Source organism: Bacteroidia bacterium, from assembly GCA_037045145.1.
Taxonomy (GTDB): Bacteria; Bacteroidota; Bacteroidia; order AKYH767-A; family OLB10; genus OLB10.
Map to the genome: position 1 here is coordinate 383,053 of JBAOIA010000011.1, position 14,022 is coordinate 397,074.

Sequence of the window (14,022 nt, forward strand, 5' to 3'; positions counted from 1 at the left end):
GCTTGAATGAAAATTGAATAGTTTCGTATATTTGTGAGTTAGCGCTCAGTTTAGTACGATCTAACAACAAAACAAGACAGCAGAAAATAAATGGCAGTATTAAACCAATTCCAACAATACTCACAAGGAGAAAATACTGTAACAAACAACGTTCTTCTAATGTTGTCAAGCCTCTATGAAATCAATCCAAAGTATTACGAAGAATTTATCAAAGGACTTACTGAAAATGACCAATACGAAGTAATTCCAAATTTCAGACAACAAGTTGGAAATCGTGATAACGGAATTATTGACGGACATATTCAAGTAAAAGCATCAAAAATCATAATTGAGACTAAACTTAACAGCTTAGAGTGGATAGACAAACTTGTAAAGTATTCAAAAAGTTTTGACTCGAATGAATACAAATTACTAATTCATTTAAGTTCAGCAAGGTATTCCGAAACAGAAGTAGAAAAAATTGAGAACAAATTAAGCGAACTAAAAGCACTTGGAAAAATCAACTTCCACTCATTGACATATCAGGATCTAGTTGACCAATTACAAGAACTTGCGAGTAATTATCAATACGAACATTATCTACAAAGACTGAATGAACATTTTGAAAGTTATTGCTTAGGAATGGGATTAATGCCAAGAAGTAATAATGTGTTAAGAGCAATGGCATGTGGACAATCCTACAACCTTAATGTAAAACACCAATTCTATTTTGACTTAGCATCAAGAGGTTATAGCGACTTCAAATTTTTAGGAATTTACAAATGGAAGTCGGTTAGACAAATTGGACTTGTTGAAAATATAATTGAAGCAGATTGGGATGCTGCTAACGGACTAATAATTAAGAAATTTAAAAATACAGTCACCGCAGAACAAAAACAAAGACTAATTGATGCAATCAAAGAATCAATTAGCGAAGGTTGGAGTATAGGGAGAGACCATACATTTTTCCTATTGACAAACTTTACTAAAACTGACTTTAAAAAGACAAGCCCGGGTGGCATTTTTAGAGTAAGGTATTTCAACCTTGAAGACGCATTAGAAAAAGTGCCAGACAACATAACTGAAATAGCAGAACAATTAAAAGCAAAAACGTGGAAATAAAAGCCGAACCGCTAACAAACAAATTGGCAATAGAGCAGGAGAAGTGCTTCTGTTGGGTATTTGTGCTAAATTCAACGGCAGTAATTCTATTGAACTTTAGTGCAAATATTTAACCACTTCGCCAATACTAGAAACGTTACCAGCAAACGTATTGGACGACACAACAAAAAACAAACGACTGACATAAACGAGAAAATGTAAACCATTTTGACAGGTGACCAACAACATAGAAACCATATTACAAACGGACAGCGAGTAAGCCGATTCAAGCGACTTGGTTTAATTGAAGAAGACGGAATAGCACCGCACATTTCTACCTACTGTAAATGTGAAGTAAGTGACACAGACAACAATGGAACTATTGACAATAATGCTGAACAATTTGATACCGTAAAAGATGTTTATGCTGAAATGTGCAGAAGGTTTGTATTTACACCAACAGGTAACTTTTCGGAAGCGTTTACTTATGAAGGGAAAACATTTGCAGACCGATTAGCTGAAGTGAATGTACCATAAAAACGGCATTTTAAAAAGAAAGAAAATGGAAAACTTTGATGAATATATAAGACAAGGCGAGCCAAACAAAGCAGAAAAAGTAAAAGTTTGGAAAACAGCTATCGGCTTGCAACAAGTGGACGGCTTAAAACCGTCTGACTACTTGATTAAAACCGCCAAACAAAACATTGAAGGCGACATTACCATTGACGAAGTAAAAAAACGCATTGACAGTTACTACCAACAACACCCAACCAAAACAGACGAAGACCGCACCGAAGAAGCCGATAAAGTTTCCGTACGCATTGCCGAAATATTGAGTGAACAAACTTTCACGTTTTCGCCAGCCGAATACTTGTCCATTCATCGAAGATTATTCACGGGTATTTACAAATTCGCAGGTAATATCCGTGATTACAACATCACAAAAAACGAATGGGTGCTGAATGGAGAAACAGTTCTCTACGCAAGTGCCGACAGTTTGAAAGCAACCTTTGAATACGACTTTGAGCATGAGAAAAAATTTAGCTACAAAGGATTAAGTGAACAAGAAATTATTGAACACATTGCACACTTCATTTCTTACTTGTGGCAAATTCATATTTTTGGCGAAGGCAACACACGAACAACAGCTATTTTCTTAATCAAGTATTTGCGAAAATTGGGTTTTAGAGAAGTGAATAATGATTTGTTTGCCGAAAATTCTTGGTATTTCCGCAATGCACTTGTACGAGCGAATTACGAAGATTTATCAAAAGGCATTCATAAAACGGAAAAGTTTCTTCTTCGCTTTCTATCAAACTTATTATTCAAAGAAAATTATTTGCTTAAAAACAGAGAAATGCACGTTCAGTTTGTTGAACCTGTAAATGATCTTGTAAACAAGCAAAATGACCCTGTAAAAGCAGGAAATGACCTTGTAAATGACCCTGTAAAAGCGAACATCTTGCAACAGTTACAACAAAACCCGAATGCAAATTACGCTGAACTTGCAGAAAAGACAGGCTATTCCGCAGCAACAATAAAACGACATATTCAGGAACTTAAAAAACTTGGTTTGATAAAACGCATTGGAAGCGACAAAACAGGACATTGGAAAATAGTTGAAAAATGACTTGTCCTGAAATAGGTTTACACTATAAAGTAGATGAGCTATCATTCACTCTTAAATGTAAATAAATGGTAACCATTCTCTGCTCCCTGTTTTAAGAAATTTTTTTGCTTAAAAGTAGATTCTTCGCTTTCCTTTTTTACCTTCGCTTTCTCAAAATTTATATCTATACAAATGAAAAAACTATTCATCCTTGCATGTCTCACTGTATGCAGTGTAACACTTTATGCACAAAAATTAAAAGAAGGTACTGCCCATTATAAAATTGATTACACCATGGAGTCTGACGAAGGCGGTATGAAAGGCATGTTACCTACAGATGCCAATATGTCGTTTAAGGGCGACATGTTTATGGTGGAAACAACAGGCGGCATGTTTGATCAGAAAACAATTTCCGATTCTAAAAAACAAGAGTCAACCATGCTTATGGATATGATGGGCAATAAAGTTGCTGTTAAAATAACCAAGGCTGATATTGAAAAAGAAAAAAACAAAGGTGCTAAACCAAAAGTTGAAATCACTAACGAAACAAAAATGATTGCTGGCTACAACTGTACTAAAGCCATTGTAAAAGCAGAAGGTGCAGAACCTGTTGAAATCTGGTTTACAAAAGATTTAGCCATTAACAATGGTTTTAGCCAAGGTTATGATGGTATTGACGGTATGATGCTTGAATACTCTGTTTCACAGAAAATGTTTACCATGAAAATGACCTGTACAGAAATAAAAGCTGATAAGGTTGATGATAAGGTTTTTGAAATCCCATCAGACTACAAGCAAATGACACGCGAAGAACTCATGAAAATGAGTGGTGGTGGCCATTGATAATACGCAGTATTTAAAAAATCGTCAGCCGGCACTGACTAATGGTGTTATCATCAAATTTTATTTTAACTACGTAAATGCCAGGAGCGAAATCAGCAACATTTAACTCAACATGTTGCTGATTTTTGTTTATGGGGTTTGAATGAATCTGCTGCCCTAATGCATTGTACAAAGTCAATTCTTTTGCATTGCTTTGCGTCAATACAACATTAACTTTATCTGATGCCGGATTCGGGTAAATCTGAATAGGCTGCTGCGTTAAATTTTGAATACCCACACCTGATGCTACAATTTTTTCTAAACTTAAATCATCAACATAAAATCCATCATACTCAACAAAACCATCACTCACCATAATAAATTTCAACTTCACATTTTTTCCTACATAAGCATTCAGGTTTATATCTTCTTTTACCCAGTCTAAATTTACGCCCTGATAAACAGGATTGCCCGGATCTTGAAAATTACTTCCCGGCACTGTATATTTTCCACATAATGGTGTCCATGTGCTGCCATTGTTATCAGAAATAAGCAACTGTGCAAAATCATACTGCGGTTCTGTTGCCCACTTTGCAAAAAAGGTTAGTCGTGCAGCAGCAGCATTCAGTAAATTAATACTACTGATTGTTGTAATTGCATTATTTGAAGAAGATTGATAATCGCCAACAGGAGAATCTGCAATGCTTGATGGTGCTGATACAAAAGAGGATGTTGCTGTTCCCCAGAATTGTGTATTCCATGCTGATGCAGTGCTTCCATTTTCATAAAATGGCGTCACGGCAGGACCATAATATTTTATAATGGTATCAGATATGTCATACAATCCGTTGTTTACGGTTAACAGAAATTTTACTTCATCACCGGGTAATGTAGTTGAATTTAATGTGATGGTTATTGAGTCTGCAACCGATAAGTTAAAATTTAAACCACTGAATGTTTTTACTGCTCCTGTTGTTTGAATGTTAGAAGAGATCGGAGTTAACGAAACTGTAAATGTTCCAACAGTATCCAATCCAAGCAATTTAAAATCGAATGGAATATAGGAAGTAAGTGCCGGAATATTCCACCTGCTTTTATCCGTAGCCTGTCCAAATTTACCTGCCAAACGTGCCAGCATTAAGTTGGCATACATATTTTCTTTGCATAAGTCCACAATGCGCGATTGCTGTGGCCAGAAACCATCGTCTGCACTGCCAATCTCCGGTGTCATGGCAAAAGTCTTTGGTTTCAATGTTTGTTCACCATACATCCAGTCGTCAGAACTTCCGTTAACCATATAGCCTACCGTTTGATTTGCTGTTCCTGCTGCGTATTTATTATATGTTGTTAAAATATCACCATAGTTTTTATACAAAGCACTGTCAGGTGTGTAGTAGTCCGGAATATATCCCCAAGGATAAATCAATAAATTACTATAGGTGTGATAATTTAATGCCAGCTTAAAATTGTGTTGTTGGCAAAATGCACTCATCATTTGTGTTTCATTCTCACTGAAAGCTGAAGGACCACGGTAAGTGTCATCTGCAGGATCTGGTGATGAACCTATATCATCATATCCCCACTGTACACCGTAATTACGATTAAGATCAACACCAAATTCTCCACCCGGAAACGGCTGTCTGTTTTTACGCCACATGCCTCCACCATTAGGATCGTTCAGTTCATTAAACACATAACCATCAGGATTTACACAGGGCACAAAATACATTTCAGTATTATTCACCAACTGCTGAATGTCGGTGTTGGTAGCATAGTTTTCGAGCAGATACCACATATAATATACCAATGCTGCCATACCATTAGGCTCACGGCAATGATGCAATGCAGTGTAAAGTACTTCAGGTTCCGGCTCTGCCAAATTGGGATTATCAGAAATTTTAACATAAAAAATCGGACGACCTTCTATGGTAGTTTGTGTGTTGCTAATAGCTTGTTTGATGGTAATCAGGTTAGGATATAATGCAGCCATTGAATCGAGGTTATCTAACAACTGCTGATAAGTAAAAAAACCTCCCATACTTCCATAACCAAAGTGTGCAGGTTGAGGATAATCCGGTGCTGTGCTGCATGATGTCACTGCTGATAAAGTTTTCTGGGTCTGTTGTTCATTTCGTTGCTTATAAAATTGTTTTACATCATCAATTAACACTTCTGTTCTAAATCCGGCCGTGCTGATTCTATTCAATTCAGATGTACTCAAATCTGTTTCATAATAAAGTCCTTTGCGGTAATGTGCCTCACTAAGATCTACTCCTGTTTGTGCAAGTGAAGAAACTGCTTTCCCATCAAGCCAGATACGCACTTTCTGATATTTCTCTGATTGAGCAAACATGTTGACACTTATTAATAGTGCCAACACAATTGTATTTATTGATTTCATTTTTATTGAATAATACTTTATTTTGATTGATTGATATGGCTTTTGCAATAGCAAAACTATTTAAAAAAATCTTTAGTCAAATTTTTTTAACCTGTTTGTTTTAAGCAATTGCTTCAACACTGATTTTTAAAACACCGCTACTGTTCTTTTCCACTTTAAACTTCTCGCTGATACGTCTTCCTTCAAGCCACATCAATTCATTATTACTAAAAAACAACAATTGTTTTTGTTTTTCCGACTGACTTATTTTTTCATCTGTAAAAAAATCGGATACTAACTTTTTTCCATGCATACCCAATGGATAAAAGTAATCGCCATGTTGCCATGACCTTATTACAATTGGAAATAGTGCTTTTTCTGCATCAAAATAACCGGTTGTTTTGTTGTTGTTCTTTAATATACCATTATACAAGTCCTCTGTATTCTCAAACAATTCTATTTTTATTTGAGAATTAGTAATAGTATATGTTCCTGTTGTTGGAATTTCAACACAGAAGTTATCTGTCTTTTTTTCTTCAAATGGAGTTAAAATTAATTGATTCCGCTCTTTAATAAGTTGAAATCTGTCCGAATAAAATGTCTTACTCTCAGCATGACTCAGCGATTTAAAAATATCAAATACGTTTGTTGAGTTAAATCCAAAAGGTTGAAGAATATAATACAATACTGTATGTGGTGCTGTTGTTTTTAACAAATCTGAAATGGAAATTATAGTTTTTTTCTCATTTGTAACAACTGATACTGTTCTGAATCTCTCAATTTGCTCAAGAATAATTTTTTCGGCTTCCGATACAATTTCAGCATGATGAAACAACGTTTCCACAACAGATGGATTGATTTTTTTTAATACAGGAATCATCTGTTGTCTGATGAGATTTCTGGTGTAATCTTCTTTCAGATTAGAACTGTCCATACGCCATTGAATATTATTCTCCTTTGCGTATGTTTCAATTTCATGCTTTTGAGCAAACAACAGAGGTCTGACAATATTTCCTCTCTTTACTTCTATGCCATGCCATGACGCCATTCCACCTCCACGACTCAGGTTAATTAAAATGGTCTCTGCAACATCATTGGCATGATGAGCAGTAGCAATAAAATCATAATGAAAACGACTACATAACTCCTGAAAAAAATTATATCTCAGCTCGCGTGCTGTAACCTGAATAGATTGTTTATTTTGTTCTGACAGCCTTTCGGTTTCAAATTTAGCAACATGAATCACTATTTTATTTTCCTGACAAAATGAGTGAACAAATTGTGCATCACCCTCTGACTCTTCACCTCGTAACATATAATTACAATGTGCCACAGCAATTTTATATCCTGATTGCAGAAGCAGTTGCAATAACACCATGGAGTCAACACCTCCGCTAACAGCTACAAGAATTGTCTGTTCCCGACTGAAGAGTTTTTTTTCTTTTACAAACTGTTGAAATTGTAATAACAAACGCTGCTTAATTTTCTGCTAATGTACATCATCCTAAAACATCCATCATTGCCTTAGCTTTAAGCATACATTCCTCATACTCGGCATCGGGGTCAGACTGTATGGTTATTGCCCCACCTGTCTGCACTGAAACATAGTTGCGCTTTGCATTGTACAAAATAGTACGTATAATAACATTGAAATCAAAATCACCTGCCGGATCAATATATCCAACACTGCCGGAAAACAAGCCTCTGTTTGTTTTCTCATGTTCATCAATCAATGTCATGGCACTAATTTTTGGAGCACCAGTCATACTTCCCATCGGGAATGCAGCTCGCATAATTTCTGAGAAGCTGATAGTGGGTGCAACTTCACAGCTTACTGTAGAAATCAATTGATGAACTGTTTTAAAAGTATATACACCAAGCAGCTCATTCACATCAACAGTGCCTGGCTGTGCGATTCGCGAAAGGTCGTTACGCACCAAATCTACTATCATCATATTTTCTGCACGCTCTTTTTCGCTGTTCTGTAAATTGTCTTTCAGCCACTCATCTTCTTCACGTGATGAACTGCGTGGTGCTGTTCCCTTTATTGGTTGCGAATAGATTTTATTCTCCCTCCTACACATAAACCGTTCAGGACTTGAGGAAATAATAAACTGGTTTTCCTTCTTATAAAAACACGACATGGGAGCACGTGTGTTTGCATTGAGTTTAATATAGGTTTCAAACGGATTAATGTTTGCCGAGTCATTATAAAACTCCTGACAAAAAGTTACCTCATAAATATTTCCTTGTTGCAGTTGTTCTTTTAGTTTCTCAACAGCTTGTTTATAATCATCATTGCTAAAACGAGGCGTTAAAGCTACGCTGGCAGATGCATTCATTTGTCTAAGCTCTACATCATCAGCTACAAATTGTTTTGTTGTCTGTTCAAGCTGATCTATCATGCGCAATTTTCCACCTTGAGAGACTAAAACAACTTGCGGTACAAAAAAATGCAAAACCGGAAAATTCAACCTATCTGTATGAGATGATTTCAGTTGTTCTATTTCATTTTTTAGCTCGTACGATATAAAACCAAACATCCACTTACCTTTATTCTTTTGAATAAATGCTTCCAGCTTCTCTAATGATTCTGATGAAGCTTCAACAGAATCGAGAGCATTAATCCCGGCAAGAAAATCGTATTTCGTCAGGCCGCTATAGCTGCCTTCAGCAGCATTGTTGCTGTTTAAAAAGCAAAAATTGCGAAAACCATTTGATGACTTAAGCAGCTCTTCAAATTCTGCAGGTGAAAATTTTGTGTCGCTCATAAAGCAAAAAAAATCAAAAAAGATTTCTATTGCTCATGATTCAAAAAAAGTAGTGAACACGTTTTTAACAGGTACAATAAAACAGATGGCTTTCTTTGTGTAATTCACGGTGTTTCAACCTCTGTCAACACCCATTTTACTTTCTGGAGCACCGGTAATTTTATTTCTTAACAGTGCAACATACGACATGACCTTGGAGTTTATTAACAGAATAGCCACACAGAAACAAAAAATAAGAAATGTGATAAATCGCAGTTTACCTAACGGAAGTACTAATACAATAAATAGAATGTTAAATGCAGCCAAGATAAAAGTGCCTCCACGATGTCCGAATTGCTGACGGCAAATCATATGATGTAAATGGCTTCTGTCTGCTTTAAATGGTGAAATACCATTTGACACCCTGATAAAAACAACTCTTGTTAAATCAAAAATCAGAATAAAAATAGTTGCTAAAGTTAATGAAGGACCAAAAGAAACTACCGGAGATGTAAACCAAAGATTAAAAAGTTTTAAAGTACAAATGGCGATTAGAAAACCAACAACCAGCGAGCCCGTGTCGCCCATAAATACTCTAGCCGGATTAAAATTAAAATAAAGAAAGGACACCAATGCCCCTATAACACTGACACATAAAACTGCATAAGCCTGTTGCCCGTGTATATGAAACAATACAGTAAAAATACTGAATATAATAAGTCCGATTGTTGCTGCCAAACCATCTAAACCATCTATAAAATTATAGGCATTAACTAAAAACAAAATAATAAAAATGCTGATAGCGTATTGTGCCAGAATAGGCAATTCATGTACCCCTGCAAAACCATTCAATGTTTGAATTCGCAATCCAGAATAGGTAACTATTAAGGCTGCCACAAGTTGAATATTTAGTTTTACTCTTGCTTTTATATCAGTAAGGTCATCAAAAAATCCGGTTATAAATAAAATGAGCATTGCTGCTGTAATAGAATGAAAGTTTGTATCCTGATTGTTACTTCCAAATAAAAAAATCGAAATCATTATAGCTATAAAAATTCCTATACCGCCTAATGAAGGAATAATTGCTGTATGATGTTTGCGTGTATCCGGACGATCAAACAGGTTCCATTTTGAGCATAGCTGAATCCATGACGGAATAATTATTGATGCTACAATAAGAGCAGTAATAAATGGGAAAAACAGTTGAATAATCTGATTCATACAGGTGGTTTATTTAATCAATAATATATCTGTTCGCGATAGCCTTTCTACCTGTGTGCCTTCTTCAGTCATTAATGCAGGCATTTTGTCTTTAACATCAACCGTTATTATTCTATCCGCATCAATTCCTTTGTCTATCATATAAGCTTTGACTGTTTCTGCTCTTTGCTTTCCAATACTGCTATTTTTATTCAATTCTGCTTCTGAAGCATTTCCAGAAACAATAATTCTTCTGTTCGAGTTTTTATACAGATAATCAATTGTTGCTTCTATTACATCAAAACGATTGTTGATGTCATATTTCAGCGAATAATTCTGAAATACTACATAGCCAATAGTTTGATAATTGTATTCAGAAAGTTCTGTCTTCTCATTCATTTTACTCTCACCTTTCATTGACATTTCTGCAAGTGAAACCACTATTGGATTCTGCTCAATTATTGAAGGTGTGATAACCGGTGCAGGTGTCAGCACTTGTGGAGGAGTAGCTTTTTGTTCCGGTAACTTTTTCCTGTTAACGGGCTCTGGTTTTCTTTCTTCATTGCGTTTACCTTTTGCACGGCCTTGTGGTGTGTAAACAAGTGAAATTTCGTAAGCCCCACTGCCGCCAGGTTTATATTTCGATGTATTAAAGTCATAGCTTGTACCCAGAAATACTTTATTAAACTGATAGCCTGCATAAGCAACCATGGCATCATTATTTCTGTAAAGCAAACCTAATTTGACTAAGCTGTTATTGCTTAACGATAATTCAGAAATTATACCGGCACTCATTTCCTGAAAACCATCCTGCTTCATAAAGTAAACAAGTGGTTTCATGTCTATTGTTTTTGAACATGTGATTGTAACACCTCCATGAAAATTCATTCTTATTGGGTTTACATTCTGCTCTTCAATAAATGATTCTTTTGGTTTGTTGATGTGAGAGAAAGAAGCACCTGCAAAAGGTTTTATCAGAATTTCTTTATTGCCCTGTGCATAATGATAAGCAATGCCTGCATTAATATCAGGACGTGTAACTTTTGTGTTAGCAAATGTTTCACCATTCGATGCTGAAGGGTCGTAACCAATATCAGGTGTGTACTGACTTTCAAATGTAAGTTTATTAGGGTCGAAAGATTTCTGAAGAATTCCAACCTGAAAACCTGAAGATAACTGATGTCTTTTTTGATAACCAAAATTTGCATGGTAGCTGATACCACCCAGTACACTTAATCTGCTGAAGCCATCTTTACCTGCACTGTTTTTACTAACCATTAAACCAAAACCAACCTTATTAACAATTTTATCCAGAGCAATTGTTTGTGTCTTGTTACTTAATCCCGGAGCAAGCCACTGATTACGATAATCAACAGCAATGCGCATGTTCTGAATTCCATTACCTGCTAAAGCAGGATTATAAAATACTGGTACATTAAAATATTGTGATAAATGATGGTCTTGTGCGTTAACCATTCCCGACAACATGCACAGTGTAGCTATAGTGATTATTTTTTTCATGTTTGCCGGCTATTTAATGATTGAAATATTTCCCTTCATCACTTTATCACTACCATCATTTAACTTAATTTTTACTACATAACTGTAAGTTCCATTAGGAGCAAGATTTCCTTTTACAGAGCCATCCCATCCTATAACTGCATTGTTTGTTCTGAAAATTAATTGTCCCCATTGATCAAGTATCAACATTTCTGCTGAAACAAACCCTGAACCTTTTAGTCTGAAAATATCATTGATGCCATCGCTATTAGGAGTAAATGCAGAAGGTAAAAACAAGTCATGTGCAACGGTAACTGAAATATTTTTTGTGAAACTATTCTCGCACCCAAACTCATCTTTTGCAGAAAGTGTTACACTGTAATCACCTTCTGATGAATAAACATGTTGCGGGTTTTCTTCGTTGGATATTGCATTGACCGAACCATCACCAAAATTCCAGGTATATGTATTATTCCCTGTTGGAGTATTGTTTTGAAATGATACAGCATAACCACCATCTGCTTTCACAGCCTGGCTTTCTGTAAAATCTACATGCAAAATTGGATGTATGTATGCAAGTACAGGAAATCTTATAACACTTGTGCAGCCATTAGCATTAAGCTGAACATAAAAAGTTGTGCTCTCTGCAAGAGGTGCTGTAGCATAGCTGCTGCCTGTTGCAAGTGCTGTGCCTCCTGCTGCCTGATCAAACCAGCTATAGGTTGTATTGCTTTGCTGAACTACAGATAATAAAACATTTTCACCGCTGCATGATGAATCGCTGCTTGCTTCTATAGATGCTGGCATTGCCTTCAACGAAACATTAACCACTGGCGAAACAGAGGTACATCCAAAATTGCTTGTCACAGCTACTGTGTAATTTGCAGCTGTCTTTGCATAAATGCTTTGTGTTGTTTTTCCATTTGACCACAAGTATGACGTTCCTGTTGTGGCAGTTAATAGTACCGAATCACCGGGACAAATTACCTGTGCTGCAGATGGTGATATAGATGCACTGAAAGATCCATTTAGGCTTACAGTAACGGAATTACTTTGATAACTACAACCTCCGGTATAAGTTATACTCACTGCGTAAGTGCCGGGCAGGGTTGCATTGATTGATGATGTTGTTGCACCGTTTGTCCACAGGTATGCTATTCCAGCCGAAGCTGTCAAAGTAGCACTGCCGCCAGAACAAATTGATATGGGCCCTGAAGGAGAAATTACAGGTGTACTTGCATCAACAATAGTAATACTCAATGCAGTTGTTGTTGCATAATTTCCCAATGGTCCTGTTGCTGTACAAGTGATAAGATGTGTACCTGATGCTAATGTTCCCAACGATAATATACCTGTTGTATTTGTAGCTAATACTGTATTTCCTTCTTTAAAAGTATAACTGTTTAGCCCTTGTGGAGATGCTGTAACAATAGAAGTTGAACTTGGGCAAAACACATTCACGTTATTTAATGTTGAAAGTGTTAGTGGATTGCTACTCTGATTCATGTTGATGAGCCGGATCAGTTCATTTCCTTCATCACCAATAAAATACTTGTCTGATGAATGATATGCCATAGACGATGGCGAATTAAATGATGCCTGAAGTAACGGGCCATTTGCCGCACCTGCAGTTCCTGCAGTTCCTGCAAAGGTGGTTACTGTGCCATTGCTGATTTTACGAATACAGAAGTTATTTACATCACCTACAAATATATCACCTGATGCATCTGCGCAAATGCCCAAAGGGTTATCAAATTTACTCACAGAAGCTGCACCATCAGCATATCCTGCTGTACTTCCTGCATAGGTACTTACTACACCTGCAGGCGTAATTTTTCTGATTTTATTATTCCAGGTATCTGTGACAAATATATTTCCCGACTGCCCAATTGCAATGCTGTGTGGATGGTCGAACTTTGCATTGCTGCCTGCACCATTGGCATCACCACTCTGAAAAGCAGTTCCTGCAAAAGTGGTAACATTACCGTTACTTATTTTACGGATAACATGAGTCATAAACTCACTCACATAAATATTTCCGGAAGCATCTACAGCAATACCTGTAGGAAACCCAAACTGTGCACTACTTGCCGGTCCATCAGTAACACCGGAAGTTCCGGCACCTGCAATGGTTGTAACAACTGCTGTTGGAGAAATTTTTCTTATTAAATAATTTTTTGTGTCTGCAACATAAAGGTTTCCTGTCTGATCAATTGCTATTCCCCAGGGTTCAAAAAATGATGCAGCGGTTCCTATTCCATCTGAACTCCCTGCAATACCCGATCCTGCAAATGTGGTCACCAAACCTGCCGGTGTAATTTTTCTGATAAGGTGATTGTTTCTGTCGGCAACAAATAAGTTTCCGGACTGATCGCAAACCATGCCATGTGGATTGTTGAACGTTGCAGAAGTACCTGAACCATTAGCAGCACCTGAAATACCACTCTGTCCAGCCAGTGTAACTACATTCTGAGCATTGGCTGTTAACATGCATAACATGACAACCCATATTGCTATTCCGGCTCTTATCATTCGTTTTTCTTCAAAAGTGAACTCCCTTTTATACTTCTTAATCGTAGTAAGGTTACACCTTTGAAGTGTTACACAAGAAAATTACTATCCGTTGAAAATGTGATTGGTAGCTCTGAAACAATCATTTACAGAAAAGTTTGACTCACTGA

Annotated in this window: 10 protein-coding genes; 4 read left to right on the plus strand and 6 right to left on the minus strand. The window is 36.5% G+C overall.

What is annotated here, in order from left to right:
• Positions 1-90: 90 nt before the first annotated feature.
• The 4 genes from V9G42_02545 to V9G42_02560 all read left to right on the plus strand — a co-directional run bounded on the left by V9G42_02545 (position 91) and on the right by V9G42_02560 (position 3,532).
• Positions 91-1,101, plus strand: a complete 1,011-nt coding sequence (locus V9G42_02545; GenBank protein ID MEI2758296.1) for a hypothetical protein — start codon at positions 91-93, stop codon at positions 1,099-1,101.
• 207 nt (positions 1,102-1,308) lie between these two features.
• Positions 1,309-1,617, plus strand: coding sequence for a hypothetical protein (locus tag V9G42_02550; protein ID MEI2758297.1), 309 nt, complete (start codon positions 1,309-1,311; stop codon positions 1,615-1,617).
• Positions 1,618-1,642: 25 nt separating this feature from the next.
• Entirely contained in the window at positions 1,643-2,710 is a 1,068-nt protein-coding gene (locus tag V9G42_02555; protein ID MEI2758298.1) for a winged helix-turn-helix transcriptional regulator, read from the plus strand.
• Between the two features lie 171 nt (positions 2,711-2,881).
• Positions 2,882-3,532, plus strand: coding sequence for a GLPGLI family protein (locus V9G42_02560; protein MEI2758299.1), 651 nt, complete (start codon positions 2,882-2,884; stop codon positions 3,530-3,532).
• Positions 3,533-3,545: 13 nt separating this feature from the next.
• Here V9G42_02560 and V9G42_02565 read toward each other — a convergent pair whose 3' ends face one another.
• From V9G42_02565 to V9G42_02590, 6 genes are all read right to left on the minus strand, one after another.
• Complete coding sequence (locus tag V9G42_02565) at positions 3,546-5,912, minus strand: M14 family zinc carboxypeptidase (GenBank protein ID MEI2758300.1); 2,367 nt, start codon at positions 5,910-5,912, stop codon at positions 3,546-3,548.
• A 100-nt stretch (positions 5,913-6,012) separates the two neighbouring features.
• The gene (gene tilS / locus V9G42_02570; GenBank protein ID MEI2758301.1) at positions 6,013-7,362 is read right to left on the minus strand and encodes a tRNA lysidine(34) synthetase TilS; all 1,350 of its coding nucleotides are present in this window, start codon (positions 7,360-7,362) and stop codon (positions 6,013-6,015) included.
• A gap of 28 nt (positions 7,363-7,390) precedes the next feature.
• Positions 7,391-8,662, minus strand: a complete 1,272-nt coding sequence (gene pabB / locus V9G42_02575; protein MEI2758302.1) for an aminodeoxychorismate synthase component I — start codon at positions 8,660-8,662, stop codon at positions 7,391-7,393.
• Between the two features lie 114 nt (positions 8,663-8,776).
• Positions 8,777-9,862: an MraY family glycosyltransferase gene (locus V9G42_02580; protein MEI2758303.1), complete on the minus strand. Its 1,086-nt coding sequence runs from the start codon at positions 9,860-9,862 to the stop codon at positions 8,777-8,779.
• Between the two features lie 9 nt (positions 9,863-9,871).
• Complete coding sequence (locus V9G42_02585) at positions 9,872-11,362, minus strand: PorP/SprF family type IX secretion system membrane protein (protein ID MEI2758304.1); 1,491 nt, start codon at positions 11,360-11,362, stop codon at positions 9,872-9,874.
• Positions 11,363-11,371: 9 nt separating this feature from the next.
• Positions 11,372-13,873 (minus strand): gliding motility-associated C-terminal domain-containing protein, encoded by a 2,502-nt coding sequence (locus V9G42_02590; protein MEI2758305.1) that lies wholly within the window; start codon positions 13,871-13,873, stop codon positions 11,372-11,374.
• Positions 13,874-14,022 lie beyond the last annotated feature (149 nt).

Bases quoted from the DNA above. Each gene is read 5' to 3' on its own strand.
- V9G42_02545 (MEI2758296.1), top strand. From the start codon at position 91: ATGGCAGTATTAAACCAATTCCAACAATACTCACAAGGAGAAAATACT.
- V9G42_02555 (MEI2758298.1), top strand. From the start codon at position 1,643: ATGGAAAACTTTGATGAATATATAAGACAAGGCGAGCCAAACAAAGCA.
- V9G42_02560 (MEI2758299.1), top strand. From the start codon at position 2,882: ATGAAAAAACTATTCATCCTTGCATGTCTCACTGTATGCAGTGTAACA.
- V9G42_02565 (MEI2758300.1), bottom strand. From the start codon at position 5,912: ATGAAATCAATAAATACAATTGTGTTGGCACTATTAATAAGTGTCAAC.
- pabB (MEI2758302.1), bottom strand. From the start codon at position 8,662: ATGAGCGACACAAAATTTTCACCTGCAGAATTTGAAGAGCTGCTTAAG.
- V9G42_02580 (MEI2758303.1), bottom strand. From the start codon at position 9,862: ATGAATCAGATTATTCAACTGTTTTTCCCATTTATTACTGCTCTTATT.
- V9G42_02585 (MEI2758304.1), bottom strand. From the start codon at position 11,362: ATGAAAAAAATAATCACTATAGCTACACTGTGCATGTTGTCGGGAATG.
- V9G42_02590 (MEI2758305.1), bottom strand. From the start codon at position 13,873: ATGATAAGAGCCGGAATAGCAATATGGGTTGTCATGTTATGCATGTTA.